General features: G+C 45.1%; 18 protein-coding genes. 11 read left to right on the forward strand and 7 right to left on the reverse strand.

All coding sequences use genetic code 11. The annotated features are described in order from the left end of the window. Positions 1 to 63 precede the first annotated feature (63 nt). The gene (gene rho / locus BLU80_RS00430; RefSeq protein WP_091392038.1) at positions 64 to 1,872 is read right to left on the reverse strand and encodes a transcription termination factor Rho; all 1,809 of its coding nucleotides are present in this window, start codon (positions 1,870 to 1,872) and stop codon (positions 64 to 66) included. 249 nt (positions 1,873 to 2,121) lie between these two features. Between rho and BLU80_RS00435 the strand changes: the two genes are divergently transcribed. The 8 genes from BLU80_RS00435 to BLU80_RS00470 all read left to right on the forward strand — a co-directional run bounded on the left by BLU80_RS00435 (position 2,122) and on the right by BLU80_RS00470 (position 12,824). Further along, the gene (locus BLU80_RS00435) at positions 2,122 to 2,493 is read left to right on the forward strand and encodes an MmcQ/YjbR family DNA-binding protein (protein WP_091392040.1); all 372 of its coding nucleotides are present in this window, start codon (positions 2,122 to 2,124) and stop codon (positions 2,491 to 2,493) included. 30 nt (positions 2,494 to 2,523) lie between these two features. After that, positions 2,524 to 3,321 carry a TIGR00266 family protein gene (locus tag BLU80_RS00440; protein ID WP_091392043.1) on the forward strand — a complete coding sequence of 266 codons (798 nt, stop codon included), beginning with the start codon at positions 2,524 to 2,526 and terminating at the stop codon, positions 3,319 to 3,321. A 130-nt stretch (positions 3,322 to 3,451) separates the two neighbouring features. Next, entirely contained in the window at positions 3,452 to 4,036 is a 585-nt protein-coding gene (locus BLU80_RS00445) for an RNA polymerase sigma factor (RefSeq protein WP_170831089.1), read from the forward strand. Positions 4,037 to 4,107: 71 nt separating this feature from the next. Further along, positions 4,108 to 5,328, forward strand: coding sequence for a FecR family protein (locus tag BLU80_RS00450; RefSeq protein ID WP_091392047.1), 1,221 nt, complete (start codon positions 4,108 to 4,110; stop codon positions 5,326 to 5,328). Between the two features lie 134 nt (positions 5,329 to 5,462). Then, on the forward strand, positions 5,463 to 8,942 hold the full coding sequence (locus BLU80_RS00455; protein ID WP_091392049.1) for a SusC/RagA family TonB-linked outer membrane protein: 3,480 nt from the start codon (positions 5,463 to 5,465) through the stop codon (positions 8,940 to 8,942). A gap of 61 nt (positions 8,943 to 9,003) precedes the next feature. After that, positions 9,004 to 10,794, forward strand: coding sequence for a RagB/SusD family nutrient uptake outer membrane protein (locus tag BLU80_RS00460; RefSeq protein WP_091392051.1), 1,791 nt, complete (start codon positions 9,004 to 9,006; stop codon positions 10,792 to 10,794). A 209-nt stretch (positions 10,795 to 11,003) separates the two neighbouring features. Then, positions 11,004 to 11,840 (forward strand): oxidoreductase, encoded by an 837-nt coding sequence (locus BLU80_RS00465; RefSeq protein WP_091392053.1) that lies wholly within the window; start codon positions 11,004 to 11,006, stop codon positions 11,838 to 11,840. A 63-nt stretch (positions 11,841 to 11,903) separates the two neighbouring features. Continuing rightward, positions 11,904 to 12,824: a helix-turn-helix domain-containing protein gene (locus tag BLU80_RS00470; protein WP_091392055.1), complete on the forward strand. Its 921-nt coding sequence runs from the start codon at positions 11,904 to 11,906 to the stop codon at positions 12,822 to 12,824. A 121-nt stretch (positions 12,825 to 12,945) separates the two neighbouring features. On the opposite strand, the gene htpG is transcribed toward BLU80_RS00470, so the two are convergent. Then, positions 12,946 to 14,760, reverse strand: coding sequence for a molecular chaperone HtpG (htpG, locus tag BLU80_RS00475; RefSeq protein ID WP_091392057.1), 1,815 nt, complete (start codon positions 14,758 to 14,760; stop codon positions 12,946 to 12,948). 233 nt (positions 14,761 to 14,993) lie between these two features. Here htpG and BLU80_RS00480 point away from each other — a divergent pair, with 233 nt between their 5' ends. Further along, positions 14,994 to 15,710 (forward strand): phosphorylase family protein, encoded by a 717-nt coding sequence (locus BLU80_RS00480; protein WP_139188058.1) that lies wholly within the window; start codon positions 14,994 to 14,996, stop codon positions 15,708 to 15,710. Positions 15,711 to 15,714: 4 nt separating this feature from the next. On the opposite strand, the gene BLU80_RS00485 is transcribed toward BLU80_RS00480, so the two are convergent. Together BLU80_RS00485 and BLU80_RS00490 are read right to left on the reverse strand one after the other, a co-directional pair. Beyond that, positions 15,715 to 15,996 (reverse strand): hypothetical protein, encoded by a 282-nt coding sequence (locus tag BLU80_RS00485; RefSeq protein WP_091392061.1) that lies wholly within the window; start codon positions 15,994 to 15,996, stop codon positions 15,715 to 15,717. A gap of 196 nt (positions 15,997 to 16,192) precedes the next feature. Continuing rightward, complete coding sequence (locus BLU80_RS00490) at positions 16,193 to 16,657, reverse strand: regulatory protein RecX (protein WP_091392063.1); 465 nt, start codon at positions 16,655 to 16,657, stop codon at positions 16,193 to 16,195. Between the two features lie 276 nt (positions 16,658 to 16,933). On the opposite strand from BLU80_RS00490, the gene dnaN reads away from it, so the two are divergent. Further along, a complete protein-coding gene (dnaN, locus tag BLU80_RS00495) occupies positions 16,934 to 18,043 on the forward strand; it encodes a DNA polymerase III subunit beta (protein WP_091392064.1) in 1,110 nt (369 codons plus the stop codon). A 205-nt stretch (positions 18,044 to 18,248) separates the two neighbouring features. On the opposite strand, the gene BLU80_RS00500 is transcribed toward dnaN, so the two are convergent. The 3 genes from BLU80_RS00500 to BLU80_RS00510 form a co-directional block, all read right to left on the reverse strand. Further along, on the reverse strand, positions 18,249 to 18,566 hold the full coding sequence (locus tag BLU80_RS00500; protein WP_091392066.1) for a Rieske (2Fe-2S) protein: 318 nt from the start codon (positions 18,564 to 18,566) through the stop codon (positions 18,249 to 18,251). A 25-nt stretch (positions 18,567 to 18,591) separates the two neighbouring features. Continuing rightward, complete coding sequence (gene hflX, locus BLU80_RS00505) at positions 18,592 to 19,779, reverse strand: GTPase HflX (protein ID WP_091392068.1); 1,188 nt, start codon at positions 19,777 to 19,779, stop codon at positions 18,592 to 18,594. Positions 19,780 to 19,994: 215 nt separating this feature from the next. Then, entirely contained in the window at positions 19,995 to 20,843 is an 849-nt protein-coding gene (locus BLU80_RS00510; protein ID WP_091392071.1) for a porin family protein, read from the reverse strand. Positions 20,844 to 21,115: 272 nt separating this feature from the next. On the opposite strand from BLU80_RS00510, the gene BLU80_RS00515 reads away from it, so the two are divergent. Further along, a complete protein-coding gene (locus BLU80_RS00515) occupies positions 21,116 to 22,060 on the forward strand; it encodes an isopenicillin N synthase family dioxygenase (protein ID WP_091392074.1) in 945 nt (314 codons plus the stop codon). Positions 22,061 to 22,063 lie beyond the last annotated feature (3 nt).

Raw genomic sequence — 22,063 nt, forward strand, 5'->3', positions numbered from 1 at the left:
TAAATTTTCGGGCATTTTAAACCCTTATCATTAGCGGCAACGCGCCGCAGCAGTTACATCTGATTAACCGTTCATTGAAGCCAGGAACTCTTCATTGCTCTTGGTTCCGCGCATTTGTTTTAACAGATCATTCATGGCTTCTTCCGTCTTCATGTCACTTAAATAAACACGCAGCACATTGATTCTGGTTAAGGCTTCCTTACTGATTAACAGGTCATCTCTTCTGGTTGAAGAAGCAACAATATCAATGGCAGGGAAGATACGACGGTTCGCCAGTCTTCTGTCTAAAGACAGCTCCATGTTACCGGTACCCTTGAACTCTTCAAAGATGACTTCATCCATCTTACTGCCGGTATCAACCAGTGCGGTCGCAAGGATGGTCAATGATCCGCCGTGCTCAATCTTACGGGCTGCCCCAAAGAATTGTTTAGGCTTTTGCATCGCATTACTTTCCACACCACCGGAAAGCACTTTACCTGAGGCAGGTGCCACCGTGTTATGTGCTCTGGCCAGACGGGTAATGCTGTCCAGCAGGATCACCACGTCATGACCGCATTCTACCAGTCTTTTGGCTTTCTGCAGGGCCATCGTAGAGACTTTAACGTGTTTTTCTGCCGGTTCATCGAAAGTGGAAGCGATTACTTCTGCCTTTACGCTGCGTTCCATATCGGTTACCTCTTCCGGACGCTCATCAATGAGTACCACCATCAGGTAGCATTCCGGATGATTGACCGCAATAGCGTTGGCTACTTCCTTTAATAAAACGGTTTTACCCACTTTAGGCGGTGCCACAATCAGTCCGCGCTGTCCTTTACCGATTGGGGTAAACAGATCCATTATACGGGTGCTGTAATTGATGGAACTCTGAAATAAATTCAGTTTCTCAAAAGGGAATAAGGGAGTCAGGTAATCAAAAGGCACTCTGTCACGGACTTCATCGGGGCTTTTGCCGTTGATGGTTTCCACCTTCAAGAGCGCAAAATATTTTTCTCCTTCTTTTGGAGGTCTGACAGATCCGTATACGGTATCGCCTGTTTTTAATCCGAATAATTTAATCTGGGATGGAGATACGTATACATCATCGGGAGAGGATAAGTAATTATAATCAGAGGAGCGTAAGAATCCATATCCGTCCGGCATCATTTCCAGGACACCTTCGCTTAGAATGATTCCGTCAAATTCAATATTAAATACCGGTTCTTTTTTCTGGAATTTAGGCCGGCGATCTACAACTGTCGGAGGAATTAATTCTGATTCGTCCAGTTTTTCCAGCTCTTCGACAGAGATATCTCCCTCATCATTGGATAATAAAGCTAGAAACGCGTCAGAGATTTTCGGGATTTCCTCATCACTTAACAGATCGCTTTCTTTCTCAGTGCTTTCTTTGTATTGTTCTTTACTTTCAGTAGGATGTGTTGGTTTTGCTTTAGTAGCAGGCACTGTTTCTTCTTTTTTAGTCGGCTGAGGTTTTATTGCCGTATTTTTTGTTTCCCTTTTAGCTTCCAGTTTAACACCTACCTTATCCTGATGTTCTCCATCATCCTTTTTCTCTGCTTTAGCAACCGGGGCTTTTTTAATCACTTTTCTGGCTCTTTTTCTTGGGGCGCTTTCCTGCTCCGGTTCATCACTCATGACTTCAGCATCTTCGGTCGTATTACCGGTGGTCGCCTTGATTGTTCTTTTTCTGCCGGGCTTTTTCTTTTCCCCTGCTTTTTTATCTTCACTCTCATCTACGGCCTGTTTGTCCAGTATTTTGTAGATAAGATCTTGTTTGTCGTTTTTTTTCGAGGCAGGTATTTTTACTTTCAGCTGTTCGGCAATTTCGAGTAACTGCGAAACCGGCATATCATTTAATTGCAAAATGTCGTACATAAAATATGTATAAATTGAAATGTGAGGTTCACTTGAGCGCGCATAAAAATAGGGACGCTGTCGTTGTATTTATTAAATAAATAAGGATAAGTTTGTGATCTTTTTTGAAAAAAACAAGCAAAGAAATGAACTGGTTGTTTTAACTTAAAGCCTGTTTCCGGTGCAATATTACAACAAATATTTAATTGACAAATTATTTTAGACGTTAAAATTTTAGTGAAAATCGGGTATTTTTGAACAAAAGCACTTATGTATTTAGACGATATCCGGGATTATGCATTATCCCTTGATCCTGAAATAGATGAATGTTTCCCCTTTGGTCCGGAAACCTTTGTCTACAAGACTTCCGGTAAAATATTTTTGCTGATGCGCTTCGATGATGTAGATTTAAGGCTAAATCTTAAATGCAGTCCGGAAGAGGCGATTGAACTCAGGGAGAGATATCCGGCGATTATCCCCGGATATCATATGAATAAAAAGCACTGGAACACCCTGATTATAGACGGCAGCCTGAGTCAGGAACTGATTCAAACACAGATTCGGCAATCCTTTGACCTGGTGCATAAAAAACCGGCCAAAACTCCCAAAAAGGCATCCGGGACTCCAAAGTCAAAAAAATAAACGTTCAAACTAAGAAAATCCAATATACTCATGCAAAACCATGAAATAGACTATAAGATAATAGGGGAGGAGATGCAGTACGTAGAAATCGAACTGGATCCTGAGGAATCCGCTATTGCAGAGCCGGGCAGCTTTATGATGATGGAAGAAGGCATTCAGATGCAGACCATTTTCAGCGACGGCAGCGCGCAGAATGCCGGCATTTTAAATAAGCTCTTTTCCGCAGGCAAGCGGCTGCTTGCCGGTGAAAACCTGTTTATGACGGCCTATACCAATATCTCGGCTCCGGGTCAGAAAAAACATGTAAGTTTTGCGGCGCCCTATCCCGGCAAAATAATCCCGCTGGACCTTTATCAGCTGGGAGGCAGGATCATTTGCCAGAAAGACGCGTTTTTATGTGCCGCTAAAGGCGTCTCTGTCAGCATTGAGCTTCAGCGCCGCCTGGGGACCGGTCTATTCGGCGGTGAAGGCTTTATCATGGAAAAACTCGAAGGAGACGGCATGGCCTTTATGCATGCCGGCGGCCATATCGTAGAGAAAATATTAACGCCGGGCGAGCGATTAAAAGTGGATACCGGCTGTATTGTAGGCTTTACAGGTCAGGTCGATTATAATATTGAATTTATCGGCGGCATCAAAAACACGCTATTTGGCGGAGAGGGCGTATTTTTTGCCACTTTAACCGGTCCGGGCAAGGTCTGGATCCAGTCACTGCCGGTCAGTCGTCTGGCCAGCAGAATCCTCGCATACGGGACTTATAAACAAAAAGATGAAGGCAGCATATTAGGCGCCCTTGGCGGCTGGCTGGATGGAGACAACAGCAGATAACTCATTTTCAAACGCATATTAATCATACTCCCATATACTTCAATGCGGTCTATAACCTTATAAGTCAGCATAGAAGCACCAGGGGGTGGCATCATGATATCATAGAACTATAGAGCCCAGGAAGATCAAGGTGGATCAACATTCAATTCCGGATAAATTACAGATACTGGCAGCGGTCGCGGCAGGCGACCAGCTTGCCTTTAAAAAACTGGTTGACCTTTATAGTGACCCGTTAGGCCGTTTTATTGCCGCCATTACCAAAGACCATGGCCTGGCAGAAGAAATCGTGCAGGATGTCTTTTTAAAAATATGGCAAAACAGACAAACCCTGCCTGAAATCAAAAACTTTCACGGCTGGCTCTTTGTCATTGCCAAACATCAGGCGCTCAATGCGCTTAGAAACGCTTTGGTCATTCACTATGATTTACAGACCCCCCTTTTCCAGCTAACAGATTCGAATGATTCCATAGAGCAACTGCAGGAAAAAGAACGCCGGCTGTCCCTGCTTGAAGCAGCCGTCCAAAGCCTGCCCAGTCAACAGAAAACCGCCTACCTGCTGAGTCGCAGAGCTGGCAAATCTTATAAACAGATCGCCCAGGAAATGGAGTTATCGCCTCAGACGGTCAAAAAATACCTGCAACTCGCTACCGGTCATATTATTAAATATATTGAGGCCGGCACCACTTTAACTTTATTTGCACTTTTTGTAAAATAATTAAATTTTTATACCCCTTTTTTTAACGAATGGTGTCATATAGGTAGAGACACTGTTAAAAAAAGCGGAAAATGGAGCCAAGTTTAGACATCTTATTACAAAAATGGTTGGATGGCCGGCTATCTAAGCAGCAGGCGGAAACCCTGCTTGATTACAGCCGGGATCCCGCACTGCGTACGGCCTTTGACGCATGGATGGAACTGCACTATAATGAGCAAATGAGTGCAGCAGGGTTCTTTTTTTCAAAAAGACAGAAAAAGGATATTTATGCGTACGCCTTGGGCAGGACGCCAGATCATCCGGCAAGTCCCAGCCAGGCGCCGGATGATCTGGCAAAGCCCTTTGCTTTTGATGCTGAGCAGGTTCAAAAGCAGGTTCAAAGGCGCAAAAAGTCAAAACGGCTGTGGCGGGCGCTGGCCGTCATTACCACGATCAGCTGCCTGACCTTTCTTTTCTATAAAATAAACCGTCCTCCGGCCAGCGTAACGGCTGACACCGGGCACGGCTCTTCCGGTCAGGATATTACAGCTCCCAAACTGACTGCCCCCACCATCAGCTGGGGCGTACAGGGCCAGGCCCTGCACCTGGACCAGGCCCTGAAAGAACAGGCTACCCGTGTCAAAAGAGCCGCTGACGGACGGCTGGTCTTTTTAAAAACATCTGCGCTGGCGCCCCCTAGTGACATCACGGTTCCTAAAGGCTCCAGACCAGTGCATATCCAGCTTCCGGACAGCTCTGAAGTCTGGATCAATACCGGTTCCACCCTTAGTTTTCCAGGAGATTTTGCGCCGGATAAAAGAACAGTCCGGCTCACCGGAGAAGCTTATTTTGAGGTACGTCACAAGGACAAACAGCCTTTTGAAGTCCTCCAGGAATCCAACTCCGTTCTGGTACTGGGCACCCATTTTAATATTAATGGATATAAGGATAACGGACAAACCAAGATTACGCTGCTGGAAGGACTCGTGGAAGTAAATCACCATTCCTATCTTCACCCCTTAGAACAGGCTGCCATCCGAGATGGCAATATTCAGGTGCGAAGGGACATTGATCTGCAGGAGGTCATGGCCTGGAAAAACAATCAGTTCTATTTTAACGGGACCTCGGCCGAAGAGATTTTAAAACAGCTATCCCGGTGGTATAATATTGAAATTGTGTATAAAAGTCAAATACCCAAGGGTCATTATTCCGGTATTATCAGCAAAGACAACAGCCTCTCTCAGGTCTTATCCATTTTAGAGACCGGAGGGATAAAGTTTGAATTACATCAAAAAGCGCTCTGGATCTTATAAACTAAGACTTGATTTAAATTTTTCAAAGCCCTGAAACAATAAAATGGTCGGAACATGGCAGTGTTCCGACCGGCCTCGGGCTTATTGGATAAACATCGCGTATTTATTTTTTAACCCAAAACTTGATCAAAAGTATGACAAAGATTTTTAACCTTGTCTGGCGAAAATCCAGACACAAAATCTGGCTAAAGATGCGACTTACCACACTCCTTGTAGTGGCCTGCTGTATGCAGCTCAGCGCCAAAGGCGTTGCACAAAATGTGTCTATCAAAGCAAAACAGCTGACGGTAGCTCAGTTCATCCGGGAAATCCACCGTCAAACAGGCTACCAGTTCTTTTTTAATGATGATCTGATCAAAAATGCGCCGGACATCAAAACCGTTCCGATGGTGAATGTGCCGCTTGAAGTGGCCCTGAAAAACGCCTTTGCCCATCAGGATTTTTCTTATAAAATAGTTGAGAAAACGATTACATTATTACCGGAAAAAAAGCAGGAACCTACTGAATCTCAAGCAGCTATTCAGCCTAAACCCTGGCGCCTGACCGGCACTGTAACCGATTCCACAGCAAAGGCCTTGTCCGGGGTATCCGTCAGGCTTGCGGGAACAGGCAAAGGAACCATCAGTAACGGCTCCGGCGCCTTCTCCTTATTTGTCAACGAGGGCGATGTATTGGAGTTTTCCTATATCGGGTACAAAAATATATCCGTCACGCTGAATAGTGAAGCGTCCTACACCAGTGGCCTGCATATTACCTTACAGGCAGATCAGGCCAGTAGTTTAAACGACCTGGTGGTCGTCGGTTTCGGGAAGCAGAAAAAAATCAATCTGACCGGAGCGATTTCACAGATATCAGGCAAAGACCTGGAAAACAGGCCGGTCTCTAATATCGGTCAGGCTTTGCAGGGATTAATGCCCAATGTCAACATCAGTATTGCCAACGGAAGCCCCAATACAACACCCAGCATTAATATCCGCGGCGGTACTTCCTTTGCCAAAAACAGCAGTGGCGATTTTGAAATACAAACAGGCAGTCCTTATACTTTAGTGGATGGCATACCGATGGACATCAGTCAGGTAAATCCGGAAGACATAGAAACGGTTACCGTCCTTAAGGACGCGGCCTCATCGGCCATTTACGGGGCACGCGCCGCCTATGGCGTCATGCTGATTACAACCAAAAAAGGTACCCACACCGAAAAACCAGTACTCAGCTATTCCAATGATTTTCAGTGGAACAGGCCGGCTGCCAGACCTGACCTGCTGAATGCCTATGAGATCCAGCAGGCATCTAATGACGCCTATGCCTTTACTGGTCAGAGTGTGCCTTCTGACCAGGTCACCAAACTGGAGGCTATTAAAGCCTACATGGCGGACCCTGTGCATAATTCCCCCTATATCATGAGTGTGCCTGGCAACGACTCCAGCTCCATCATCTGGGTAGGCAACCAAAACCCTTATGATGAGGCCGTCAAAAGCGCCACCCCTATGATGAAGCATAATCTGAGCATTTCCGGGGGGTCAGAAAAAACGACCTATTACGCCTCCGTCAGCTACCTGGGTCAGCAGGGTATCTACAAGATGAATACAGACAAGTTCCAGCGCTATAACGCCAACTTCAATCTAAACACCAAGGTTACGAACTGGTTTTCCATGGAGTTTAAAACCAACTATTATAACACGCAGTACAAACAACCCGTCTATCCTTCCGGCAAAGGCGGCTGGTGGCGCGCCCTGGCCCAGGAACCGGGACGTAATATCAATATGCCATTAAAAACACCGGCTGACGCTCCTTTTGGCATGGGCGGCCTGTATACGGATAACATTTTATCCTTTATGGATTACGGATCCTTAGACCAGGATAATACCGAGAATCTTCTACTGGCTGCCTCTCCTACCTTTCAGTTAACCAAAGACTGGAAAATTAAGGGAGACATCTCCTATACTTCAAACAATTACCGGGGCAAAACCATTATACCGGAACTCGACAGGGTGGAGAACTCATGGCTCAATACGGATAATGTATATACCAGTCCCAGTTCAGTTTCCAAAACCTATAATCATTTTAATCAATACCTGATTAACCTCTATTCTGATTATTCTTTCAGCAAAGGCGGTCATAATCTATATGGCCTGGTGGGTTTTAATCAGGAATGGTACAGTTATGATGAACTGGATGGCAGCGGCAATGATATTATTACCCCCGAAGTTCCGGCCATTGATCAGACCACCGGAGAGCGTACTGCCAGTGATGGGGTCTCTTCCTGGGCTGTACGGGGCGCGTTCTACCGTTTGACCTATAATTATAAGGGGAAATACTTACTGGAGTCCAACGGCCGCTATGATCTGACCAGTAAGTTTCCGACGGATTCCAGAGGGAAGTTCTTCCCCTCCATCTCCGCCGGCTGGCGTATCGGCCAGGAGGGCTTTATGCAGGGCTTAAAGCCTGCACTTACCGACCTTAAACTACGCGGTTCATATGGTAGCATCGGCAATCAAAATGTATCCAATTATATCTATATCCCATCCTATGGGACGACCGCTAAGGTTTCCCAGCTTTTTGATGGCAAACGCCCGGTGGGCGTCTACCCTCCGGGTCTCGTAGACCCAAATATTACCTGGGAAACTGCAGCGACCCTTGACTTTGGTATGGATATGACCCTTTTTAATAAACTGGACATCAGCTTTGACTGGTATAACAGAACAACCAGTGATATCTTAGTAGACGGCGATAAATTTCCGGCCGTTTTAGGCGCCGCATCGCCTACTAAAAACTCCGGTGAATTAAAAACGGTCGGATGGGACCTGACAGTCGGATACAAGGACAGAACAGATTATGGACTGAACTATAGTCTGAACTTTGTGCTGTCAGACTATCAGACAGAAATCACCAAATTCGACAATAACCCCAATATGCTGTTGAGTACCCTTTATGTGGGTCAGAAAATGGGAGATATCTGGGGCTATCAATCAGTAGGCATCTTTCAAAATCAGGATCAGATCGATAAGGCGACCAGCCAGAAGTTAATAAATTCCGGAGTCTGGTATCCCGGTGATATGCAGTATGCCAATTTAAACGGAGATTCTGTTATCAGTGGCGGAGCCGGTACACTGGCCGATCACGGAGACCGGCGCATCATCGGCAACAGTACGCCCAGGTATCAATTCGGGCTCAACTCCAATTTTTCCTGGAACGGCTTTGACCTCAATATCTTCTTCCAGGGTGTGGGCAAAAGAGATGTCTATATCAGTGACAACTTATTCTGGGGCGCCATTGCCGGCGGCTCCGGCACCAGAGAAGTCTATGAAAATTCCTGGACCCCTGACAGGCCCAGCGCCCTGTATCCGGCTTATAGAAACGCCAGTAAAAACATCATTACGCAGACCCGTTTTTTACAAAACGCCGCGTATATCCGGCTTAAAAACCTGACGCTTGGCTATACCCTGCCTCAAAATACGGTCCGCAGGTTAGGCCTGCAAAAAATCAGGGTATATGGCGCCGCCTATAACCTGTGGCAATACAGTAAGGTGCCGGACATTTTTGATCCTGAGCTGTTAAGCGCCAACTATCCTATGATTAAATCCCTGGCGGTTGGTCTGCAGGTGAACTTTTAAAAGGCAAAAAGCCAAACAAAATTTTAAAAACTGATTTCTATAAAGTATAAACGAATTGATCATGAAACGACATTTTATCACCGCTGCTCTGGCTCTTTTAGTGCTTGGCAGCTGCAATAATAAATTTCTGGAAAAATATCCTGAGGACAAACTCAGCGATGCCACTTTCTGGACCACGGAGCAGGATTTAAAACTCTATTGTAATGACATTTATCCCGACTACATTGTAGGCTTTGGATACGGATTTGGAGATGCAACTGTCAGCCCTTATGGCTATACCCAGGCCGCGGTTGTCTATGGCGATGTCATTACCGATAATGCCGCACCCAGCAGCTATTCACTGGTGGCGGCCAATGAATATATCGGGTATCTGACAGGCGCCTCGGGCAGTGGCGGCTGGAACTTCGATAATATCCGCACCTTAAATCTTTTCCTGGAAAACTTCAGAAGAGCAGCCATCCCTACCGCTACTCAAAACATCTATGGTGGAGAGATTCTTTTTTTCAAAGCCTGGGATTATTTTAAAAAGGTAAGGTTATTCGGAGATGTTCCCTGGCTGACTAAAACACTCAATATTGATTCCCCTGAACTATACGGCCCCAGAACTCCCAGAAAAGAGGTGATGGACTCCGTTATGGCCTGCATTGATACGGCCATCGCCTGGCTGCCATCTAAAACGGAGGCAGATTACCAGACCGACAGAATCAGCAAGGAAACAGCCCTGTTTTTAAAAATGCGTATTGGCCTTTATGAAGGTACCTATCGTAAATATCATAAGGACCTGAACCTGGACGGCACCTCCTTTTTACAAGCCTGTAAGGATGCATGTGAACAGTTAATGGGGGATGGCTATAGCCTGTACAGCACCGGCAAGCCCAAGGAGGATTACTTTAATCTCTTTGCCCAATACACTTACAAGGGCAATCCGGAGATTATCTTATCTAAGGAGTACGATGCCACCCTGGAGCTGGGCGTGGCTTTCAGCCGCTATTTTGCCCAGAACCTCCGTCACCGCTTCGGCGTTACCCGTAATCTGATGGACGCCTATCTGTGTACGGACGGTAAACCCATTAGCTCCAGCAGCGTATTTCTAGGCAGGGATTCTATTCAGGAAGAGTTACAATTTCGTGATCCGAGACTGAGTCAGACCGTAGCCAATTTTGGCACCTATGACCTGGCCACCGGTGTGATGGGTGCAGACAATGCCCCACGCCCCAATATACCAGGGCTGTCAGGGAATGCCTGCCCTACGGGATACCGGCTGGCCAAATGGTTTTTGAACGATCCTGAGGACTGGAACCGCGTCACCAACGGGATGCAGGCAGCGCCGATATTTCGGTATGCAGAAGTCTTACTGGATTATGCGGAAGTAAGTTACGAGCTGGGGCAGGCAACACAAGCGGTCATTGACGGCACGATCAATAAGCTTAGAGACCGGGTCGGTATGCCGCACTTAGACATCAGCAGTATTGCCGCAGACCCCGTGCTGGATGGCAATTACGCTAAATATTGCGGTTATACGCCAGCACCACTCCTCAGAGAGATCCGCAGGGAAAGAAGGGTAGAAATGGCCTTTGAAAACACACGCTGGGATGACCTGATGCGCTGGAAAGCCGGGCGTTTTTTAGAAATTCCGGTAGAAGGAATGAAATTTGTCCAAAGTCAGTTCCCGACCGTCAAAGTGAACAGCGATATCTATTTAAGTACAGATGGATTTATTCTGCCTTATTACAAGACACTCCCCGGTGGCAGAACCTTTGATGAGACCAAACAGTATCTTTTCCCGATTCCTATTGAAGATTTAGTGCTTAATAAAGCGCTCACCCAAAACCCGGGCTGGAAAAGCAATTAATAAAACCCGATATTCATACGGAATAAAATAATTGACCCTCCGCATCTATTACCAATAGGCGGAGGGTCATTTTTTTTGAGCCCCCTGTATTGTAACGCAGGTTTTTTAAAAATAGTTGTTTTAACTACGATATCCGTTGATTTGACTAATGGTACCCTGTCTGCTCTTTATAATTTTGCCTTATCAAATTAATCTTTAAAAATTCAAGAATGAAAACAAATAAAGTATGGTTCGTTACAGGAGCGTCTAAGGGTCTGGGGCTCGCCTTATCCAAGGCGCTGCTGGCAGCGGGCTACCCACTGGCAGCCACCTCCAGAAATAAGGAAGGCCTTAAGGAAATAGGGGGAGCCTCCCCTGGTTTTTTGCCTTTGGAAGTGGACTTAACAGATGAGCGCTCCGTTAAAGAGGCTGTTGAAAAAACAGTGGAAACATTCGGGCATATTGACGTCGTTGTCAATAATGCAGGCTACGGTCAATGGGGCACACTGGAAGAATTAACTCAGGCAGAGATCCGCCGGAATTTTGATGTCAATGTTTTTGGGGCCTTAAATGTCATTAAAAGCGTTATGCCGTATCTGCGGGATAAAAAATCCGGTCATATAATAAACATTGCCTCCACAGGCGGTTTTGTCGGCACCTTTCCCGGGTTCGGTATTTACATTGCCACCAAATTTGCCCTCGTCGGCCTGACGGAATCCTTGTCGGCAGAAGCAAAAGAGTTTGGCATTCAAGCGACCATTGTCTATCCGGGATATTTCCGGACCAACTTTTTGGAAAAAGGCTCTATTATGCTGCCAGGGCGGCAGATTGAGCAATATCAGGCCGCCAGGCAGTCCGGGAAATGGCATCTGGAAGAGATGAACGGGAATCAGTTAGGAGATCCCCAAAAAGCGGCCACCGCATTTATTCAGTTAGCCGAAACAGCGGAGCCGCCCTTACATTTTTTTATGGGAAGCGACGCTTTCCAATTAGCGCATCAAAAAATCGACTTACTGCAATATGAATTAGCCGCCTACGAATCCCTCACAAAATCAACAGATTTCTAGTCAGCAGCTAAGGCGATAGGATCCTGGCGATTCTATCGCTTTTTTTATAATTTTGAATAGACAATGACGCATAAAAAACACATATTCACCCGGATCAGCGACTTTCATACAATCAGCGGCTTACCTAAACCGGAGCATCCACTGGTCAGCCTGGTTGACTACTGCCGTGTAGATTATCAAACAGATGAAAGCGAGCTTAGCTGGGTGCAGCATTTTTATTCCATCGGACTAAAAAGATGCATGCCGCATGGCAAATTCAGGTACGGTCAGCAGCAATATGATTTCGATGAAGGCTTATTGTCTTTTATCGCACCCGGACAGGCCATGACGCTTGAGATCGATAAAAACCCCGGCGTTAAACCCACAGGCTGGCTGTTATTGATTCATCCTGACTTTATCTGGAATACGCCACTTGCAAAAAAAATAAAACAATATGAATTTTTCGGGTATGCCGTCCATGAAGCGCTTTTCCTTTCAGAAAAAGAAGAGCGTATTATCACCGACATTTTACTGAATATTCAACGGGAGTATCATTCCAATATCGACCGGTTCAGCCAGAACATCATTATTTCCCAGATAGAATTGCTGCTCAATTACAGCGAACGGTTTTACCAAAGGCAGTTCCTTACCCGCAAAAAAAGCAATCACCAGATTGTTGAAAGATTGGAAAGTATGCTGAATAACTACTTTTCCAATCCGCAGTCTACTGACCACAGCTTACCAACGGCGCAAAGCATTGCCGCCTCCTTAAATATTTCACCGAACTATCTGGGTAGTCTGCTCAAAACCCTGACCGGACAGACCACGCAGGGGCATATCCACAATAAAATCATTGAAATCGCCAAAGAGAAGCTATCTACCACTCAGTTAACAGTCAGTGAGATCGCCTATCTGCTGGGATTTGAACATCCTCAGTCTTTCAGCAAACTGTTCAAGGATAAAACAAAGCTGTCTCCACTCGCGTTCAGACAATCCTTTAACTAAAAAGGGATGCTGAGCAACGAATCTCCGGCCGAGACATCTGCTATCCAAAACAAAAAATGTGGTTACCTGAAACGGTGTTCAGCTAACCACATTTAAATAATCATATAAACTTTTATGACGCTTATTTATTTTCCATCAGTTCGACACTGCGGTTAATAAAATCAGTCAGGCCGGCTCCTTTGAGCAGCCCCTGAGAGAGTAAGGCCAGATCCGCCAGGTTGCGGGTTTGTTTTTCCTGCTGCGCTTTATCCTCTATTTTTAAAATCTGCTGATAAATCGGATGGTTGCCGTTTACAGTAAGGGTGACATCATCCGGCATGGTCGCATAAAAAGAAGCCATTCCGCCTCCCATGGCACCCATGTCTTTCATGCGGCGCATAAATTCAGGGCGTGTGGCCACTACCGGCGCGGAATCCGGGCTGAGCCCTTTTACATCTACCGTTACATTCAATCCCGGCACTTCCAGAGAGAACAGGGTTTTAAGATTGGACGCTTCCGCTTCACTTAACACTGAATCATTACTTTCTGCCTTGTCAATCAGGTTGTCCACAATGTCCGCATCCACGCGGGTAAACTGTACATCGGACCATTTCATCTCCATATTATTGACAAAAGCATTATCCACGATGGTCTCAAAACGGATTACTTTATATCCTTTGCCGGTAGCTGCTTTAATATAAGCGTCCTGCCCTACCGGATCAGAGGTGTATAATATAACGGTCTTGCCTTCTTTATTTTTCTGGGTAGCCTCGGTCTCGGTTTTATATTCATCCAGGGTGTAAAACTTGGTCGTTTCCTGGCTGTCCTGCATAATAAAATACTTGCCCGCTTTTTCCAGGAACTTATCCTCGGTCATCATGCCGTATTTTACGAACAGGCCGATGCTTTCCCATTTTTCCTCAAAGGATTTTCTGTCATTTTTGAAAATCTCTTCCAGTTTATCAGAGACTTTCTTGGTAATATATCCGTTGATCTTACGCACATTCGGATCTCCCTGCAGATAGCTGCGGCTGACATTTAACGGAATATCCGGTGAGTCGATCACACCATGCAGCAGCATTAAGAATTCCGGAACAATATCCTTTACCTCATCCGTTACAAAGACCTGGTTGCTGTACAGCTGGATTTTATCCTTTTGAATTTCATAACTCTGCTTGATTTTAGGGAAATATAAAACGCCGGTCAGGTTAAAAGGATAATCTACGTTTAAATGAATCCAGAAAAGCGGCGGTTCGCCAAAAGGATATAACTCTTTGTAGAAATTTTTATAATCCTCATCTGTCAGCTCAGATGGCTTCTTAATCCAGATGGGCTGTGTATTGTTGATTTGCTTGTCTTCAAAGAAAATAGCGACTGGCAAAAATTTACAGAACTTCTCCAGGATTCTTCTGATATTATCCGCCTCTAAAAATTCTTCACTATCCTGATTTATATGCAGTACAATCCTGGTCCCGCGACCTTCTTTTTCAGTGGGGCCTAATTCAAAAGAGGGGCTTCCGTCGCAGCTCCAGTAAGTAGCCGGCTGATCCTGATAGCTCTTGGTATAGACCTCTACCCGGTCACTGACCATAAAAGCACTGTAAAACCCAAGTCCAAAATGGCCAATGATATTGGCATCCTTATATTTTTGCAGGAACTCCTCGGCGCCGCTAAAGGCTACCTGGTTTAAATACTTATCCACTTCCTCTTGGGTCATACCCACACCACGGTCTTCAATGGTCAGGGTTTTTGCCTCTTTATCGATGGATACATCAATACGTAATTCCCCTAAATCCCCTTTGGCTTCGCCAATGGAAGATAAAGTGGTGATTTTCTGAGACGCATCCACTGCATTACTGATCAGCTCTCTTAGAAAAATATCATGTTCGCTGTACAGGAATTTTTTAATAATGGGAAAAATGTTCTCCGTCTGAACCCTGATTTGCCCTTTTTCCATATTTTTTTGTTTTTAATCTTTTTTGTCATCTAATAATTACAAAACCGACATTTTTTCCGTTTTTGTGGTTTAAAAACAGTGAAAACGGGTCCTGCATTTGCCAACACCTATTAGTGCAAAGCAAATACCAAAGGGATTTTGGTCAAAAATGCTGACAGACTGTCAAGATTAACTGTAAATTGCAGGGCGATCAGGAAATTCTGGTACTTATCAGCACCCAACCCGTTTTACTTATGAACATCTCTATTTGTGCCGCGACCGCTATGGAATTAAGTCTTTTTAAGCAACAGGCGACCACGGCCATGAACAATCCCGGCCGGCACCGCCTCCGGTTCGTCGTCACCGGCATCGGCATGTTGCAAAGCAGCTTTTTTATCCAGCAGCATCTGAAGGAAGCCGACGTTGATTTTATCCTGCAGATTGGTATAGCCGGATGTTTTAATAGCTCCGTTGCTCTTTCCAGCGTCTGGATGGTGGACAGAGAATATCTGGGCAGTCTGGGTGTTGTGGAAAATAGAGAACAGGCCGGCCTGTCAGAAAATGCCACGGAAAACTGGCAGGACATTTTTGATCTGGGCCTTCAGGTGCCAGACATAGCCCCCTTTACGGACAAAGCATTAATTAACAGACATATACAGCAAATGGCACCTTTGAGTAACGGGGAAATAGGTCTTGCCACCGGGGTTACCGTAGATGAAATCACCACCAGCCCTGAGAGAATGCGTACCTTATTTACACGGTACGGCCGGCCGGATTATCCTGAACGGCCGCTACTGGAATCCATGGAAGGAGCCAGTCTGCACTTTAACGCCTTACAGTACAATACGCCGTTTGTACAGTTAAGAGCCGTATCCAATTATACAGGTCAGCGGGATAAGGCCTTCTGGGATATTGCGGGGGCGGTGAAAGCCGTGACGGCTGCAGGACTGGACCTGATTTGCCGGCTGTAATCCATTATTTAATGCTACCAGGAAGCAGCGCTCCCTGTAAAGCCGGCAGATCCACTAAAGGAGAAAGGATTTTCATCTCGGGTAAGGTGCTGTGCGTCTGGACATCACTGTTCTCAGTACTTGTTTTAATAGGCAGATGCGTGGCTAGGACCGACAGGCCAATTATAACCACAAACACCACTGATAACCTGATCAGTCTCGGGATGAACGCCGCCTGCGTGCTCCAGCCCTCAGGCATAGAAGCCGGCATTTTTATCTCTGCTACATTTTTGGGATATCTGAACATGATTTTGCTGTCTTATAAGTTGACGATCTGAGACATTGAATCCCATGCCAAACGTATTCTTTACTGAATATCAATTACTTAAATTTTTGCTTATCCCTTCTGAACTGTTCGGAATTGATACAGTTGATACAATACAGCGGTCAATTCATTATTTTTTCATATATGAGTTTCCGGCTACCACCCCTTTACCTTACTACTACTGTAACAGTCCCACTGCTTTTTGAATCAGCGGCAGTTCATACCCTTTTTGCATCAGGTAGCGCGTAGTTTTGGCAGCCTTCTCTATTTTTTTACCGCTGAGCGTTCCCCATTTTTTCGCGGCCAGTTGCTCCAGGCAACCCTGATAATCCATATCGGGAATTTCTTTCATGGCCATCCTGATATTATATTCACTCACCCGTCTGAGCTTAAGCTCCTGGACAATCTTCATTTTACCCCAGGCCTTCATCCTGAATTTCCCACCGGCAAACAGGCGGGCAAACCGCTCTTCGTTTAAATAGTTTTCTTCTATTAAATCTGCCAGGAGCTGATCCACCTCCCGGCCATATAATCCATACCCGTATAGTTTTTGTTTCACCTCATCATGACAGCGTTCCTGATAAGCACAATAGGCTTTTATTTTTAGGGAGGCTTCCTGCAGGGATAATCTTTGTTTGGGCATGAAAGGGATCAGGTTTTAGGTTATATTTTGCTGTTATTACTGCCCAAAGTTCCCGAATTATTACAAAATGTCCATAAATTTGGCTTTTGTGGACAGTTTTTCAACAATGTTAGTTAATAATTTTTATCAATTGGTGACTAATTAGTAAAATTGCACCTGATGTAGGTGCACCTCAAGGGTGAACTACCCCAAAAAGTGTCGTTTGGCTGTAAAAAGACCGGTAAGCGGGGTGTTTTTCCAGGTAACCAATCATTTAAAACTATTAAATTTTTACCGATGAAATTTATCGTTTCCTCTTCTACCTTACTTAAACAATTGCAACATATTGGAGGGGTAATCAGCAGCAATACCATCCTGCCGATTCTGGAGGACTTTCTCTTCGAGATTACAGATAAAAAGCTGTCTGTGGTAGCTACTGACCTTGAAACTGTCATGCGTGTACAAATCAGCGTTGAAAGTAATGAAGACGGACGGTTCTGTGTACCGGCCAAAATCCTGCTGGACACCCTGAAAGCCTTACCAGACCAGCCGCTGACCTTCAGTATCGAAAGCAACTACGCTATTGAGATTACCAGTGACAGCGGAAAATATAAAATTCCGGGTGAAGATCCGGAAAACTTCCCTAAAGATCCTTCCGATGAAGAGGGCAATGCCTTTAAAATGCGCAGTGACGCCCTGCTGACCGCCATCAATAAAACCCTGTTTGCCGTCTCCTCTGATGACCTCAGACCGGCCATGACGGGTGTTTATTTTGAACTGGGCCTCAATGAAATCCAGTTCGTGGCGACCGATGCCCACCGACTGGTTAAATATCGTCGCACGGATGTTTCCCCGGGAGAAACCAATAATTTTATTGTTCCCCGTAAACCGCTGAATGTACTCAAAAATGTACTTCCGGAAAACGAAGATTTACTCGATATCAGTTATACCAATAATCATTTATTTGTCTCTCACGAAAATATCTCCCTGATCTGTCGGCTGATTGATGCCCGGTTCCCGGATTACAAAGTGGTGATTCCTACGGAAAACCCTTATGTAATGACCATCAACAAAGCCGCCTTCGCCAGTGCCCTCAGACGCGTAAATGTATTTGCCAACAAGAGCACCAACCTGGTCGGATTATCCATCTCAGGCAGTGAATTGCAGTTAAAGGCACAGGACATCGATTATAACTTTGAAGGAGACGAAAGAATGGAATGCCAATATGATGGGGAGCCCATTCAGATTGGTTTTAATGCCAAATTCTTAAGTGAAATGCTGGGGGCTGCAGACTCCAGTGAAGTAAAAGTAGAATTATCTACCCCGGCTAAAGCGGGTCTGATTAAACCTACCGAACAAGGCAGCAATGAAGATCTGCTGCTGCTGATGATGCCGCTGATTTTATAACAGCCGCCTCTGAAAACATAGTGTTTTAAGCTCCAATCAATATTCAAAACAAGGCCCGGACCTGATTTAAATTCTTCATAGGAGAATTAAAATTTAGTCCGGGTCTTTGTCTTCCCGACAATCCGGGAAATGCAAGGCCGGTATCCGGCGTTTACATGAATACGTTTACACAGAAAATAAAATATCAGGATAAAAACAGTTCCGGTCAGATAAAATCCACATACCAGCCATCGGAAAGCCGCTTGGTCTTGTAAATCTTAATATGATAGCCTTCTCCTGACGTATCAAACCCGTTGGAAAGGCTGAACCTGTAATTGTGCAAAGGACAGACGATGCAGTTTTTGGAATCTAAATAGCCATCAGCCAGATCATGGCCTGCATGCGGACAGGTTCCTGAGAATGCAAATAACCGGTCACCTTTTCTGGCTAAGGTAATTTTTCGTCCCTCCAGCTCCATGGAGCATAAACCATTTTTGGAAAAACGAATCTCTTGTAACCGGTCAGCTAGTTTATACAGCGACATAATTCAAAAAAAGTTGTTTAAGTAGTTAATAGTATTGTACCTTATAAGGATAACGGATGGTATATAACTCCCGTATCCGGGTCAGTAAAAAATTCCTAAGGGTTTCAATATTTTGTTTTTGGGCAGCAGAAATAAATAAGCTGTTGCCCTCTGTTATATTATGCCATTTCTGGGAGAGCTCTTCAAAGATCTGAGCTTTAATATCCTCTGGCAACCACTCATCAAAATTTTTCTCCGTATACAGGTCCATCTTATTAAAAACCGTAATTATCGGTTTGTCAGATGCGCCGAGTTCCTGCAAGGTCTTATTAACCACTTCAATCTGTTCCTCATGCTTCTCATGAGAGATGTCCACTACATGTACCAGAAGGTCCGCTTCTCTGACCTCATCCAGGGTGCTTTTAAAACTTTCGATAAGGTGATGGGGTAATTTGCGAATAAATCCGACCGTATCACTGAGTAAGAACGGCGTATTTTCCAGCACCACTTTTCTGGTCGTTGTATCCAGGGTGGCAAATAGTTTATTTTCTGCAAAGACATCGCTTTTGCTGAGTAGATTCATAATGGTACTCTTACCCACATTGGTATAGCCTACTAAAGACACCCGGATAAACTCTCCGCGTTCCTTTCTTTGCGTATAAGATTGTTTTTCAATCTCTTTTAACCTTTTGCGTAACAAGGAAATCTTGTCTTTCACAATACGACGATCCGTTTCGATTTCTGTTTCACCCGGTCCTCTGGAACCGATACCGGCTCCTTGTCTCTCCAGGTGGGTCCACATCCCTCTGAGTCTGGGTAATATGTATTGGTATTGCGCTAATTCTACTTGTACTTTGGCCTGCGCCGTTCTTGCCCGGCGGGCAAATATATCCAAAATCAGATCACTGCGGTCAATGGTCTTTATCTTGACGACTTCCTGAATATTTTTTATCTGCGAGCCGGTCAATTCATCATCAAAAATGAGCAGATCCACCTGGTGGGAGGCGACATACTGATGGATCTCTTCGAGTTTTCCTTTACCCACAAAGGTGCGGCTGTCCGGGTTGGGCAGGCGCTGAATAAATCTTTTTACGGTTTTGGCGCCGGCTGTTTCAGCCAGAAAAGCTAATTCATCCAGGTATTCATTGGTCTGCTCTTCGGTCTGATCCGGCTGGAGCACGCTGACCAGTACAGCTAGTTCGTCTTCCGCTATTTTATTTTGCTTATCTATCAAGGAAATTAACTTTTGGCAAAGATAGCATTTGTTAATCTATTTGTAATACATGTTCCGGGGTCAGGTATGCAAATTTATCATAAAAATAAGGGTTGTTTTGCTGACAAGAAAAGAGCAGTGTCCGGACTTTAGCCCTGATACTGCTCTTTTAACGTAAAAACTTTACGCAAATTATATGGTGCGGATTCTACCTTCCTTATTTAAAGCGGCGGAGTTTACATAATGCCGATACCCAGGCCGATGCTAAACGGATTTAAAGTCGGGCCTGCGCCTGAGTTTAAAAGCGGGGTCAGCTGATAAGTACCATACAGGGAGAAAAGGCCATAACCAATTCTGACTGTTCCATCCAGTCTGGTAGATCTGAAAAAACGCTTGCTGTATTCTTTTTCAATATACCCTTTACCATACTGGGTGCTTCCCTCACTGGAGATCTCATTTTTACCCTTGGAATGCGCGCTTAACAGGTAGCCTCCTTTCAGACCAAAGGCAATTCTGAAGCCTTTATTGGGCTGCTCCATGTTTGCGCTGTAACGCAGTTCTACTGGTATTTCAAAATAATTTAAAACAACTTTGAACTTATTAAAGGAGTTAGAAGAACCGGTAATATTGGTGGTAATCGGCAGCTCGGTGCTGGTAGATTTGATATCTACATACTTGCCGTTAAAGAACAGATTAGAGCTGCTGTATCCGATACCGAAGCCCAGGCTGTAATGGGGGTTGGTTTTAAAGGGTTTATCCAGCATAAAGGCGGCATTGAACTCCCTGGAAAATCCTTTGGTGGTATATTCATCCGTTGCGCCTGCAAGGCCCATGCCTCCGTACTGGAACAAAAAATGGTCTGCGCCGCGGTGGCTTAAATCTACGTTTCCGAATTTTTTCTTTTGATTAGCGGCCCTGTCTGCTTCGGATGGCGTCTCAACGGGTCTTGCAATGGCAGGAACCGTACTGTCCTGAACCGCATTATTGGATTGCGCCGCAACAGGAGGAGTCACATCAGTAATCTGTGCCTTCAGTAGACCCATAGAGCAAATGGCAATGGTAAAAAGGCCGATAAGTTTCTTCATTCTTTATTGTTTTCCCTTTTATATTTTTAAATAAGGGGTGTTTTACTTAATGGGCAAATATAAATGAATTGTTGTAGCCGTCTGTTAAAAACTTAGTAAAAATCTCTCGTAATCACCTAAGTAAGTTCCCTCTGTTTTAGCTTTTCAATGCCGTTGACCATTTGGGTAAAAAAAAGCGGGGGTTCAGGATTTAACAAGGGCCCTGCACTATATATATCCATTACACTGTATCTTTAACTTCTGAATAAACAAACCCCTAACGATTATAAATTATGTCAATACCCGTTGTAGATCTCTCAGATTTTCTGGGAGTAGAACCCCTTGAAAAAGACGCATTTGTGCAAAAATTAGGCAAGGCCTACGAAGAAGTAGGTTTTGTAGCCGTTAAAAACCATGGTATTCCGCAGACATTAATTGATGACTTATATAAATATGTCCAGGCTTTTTTCAGTCTGCCAACACAAATCAAACGCAGTTATGAAAAGCCGGAGCTGGCCGGACAAAGAGGGTATACCAGCTTTGGGAAAGAACATGCAAAAGGCTTTGACGCCCCGGATCTCAAAGAATTTTTCCAGTATGGCCAGACCCTGGAGCCCAATTCCCCCAGCAACGAAAACTACCCACCCAATGTAGCCGTGGCGGAAGTCCCGGAGCTTGAGCCCACCCTATTTGAGACCTATCGTCATTTTGAAAAAAGTGGCAAGGCCTTATTATCTGCCATTGCCCTTTACCTGGGTCTTAAGGAAGACTATTTTGACGAATTCGTTCTAAACGGCAATTCAATTATCCGCTGTATTCACTATCCGCCCATTACCCAGGAGCCTAAAAGCGCCATCCGGGCAGAACAGCACGAAGATATCAATCTGATTACCTTACTGGTTGGCGCTTCGGCCGACGGACTGGAAGTCATGACCAAAGACGGGCAGTGGGTGCCTGCTACGGCGGCCCCAGATGAGATTGTCGTAAATGTCGGAGACATGCTTCAAAGGCTGACCAACAACAAACTTAAAAGCACGACCCACCGGGTCGTGAATCCGCCCAGGGAAAAATGGAATACCAGCCGGTATTCAATCCCCTTTTTCCTGCATCCGGTCAGTGATATGAGCCTGGATTGCCTGGAAGGATGTGTAGATCAGGCACACCCCAGGGCCTATGCGTCCATTACCGCAGGCGGCTATTTAGATGAAAGGCTCAGGGAGATCGGCCTAAAAAAATAACCC

This window comes from Arachidicoccus rhizosphaerae, assembly GCF_900107765.1.
GTDB classification, from domain to species: Bacteria; Bacteroidota; Bacteroidia; order Chitinophagales; family Chitinophagaceae; genus Arachidicoccus; species Arachidicoccus rhizosphaerae.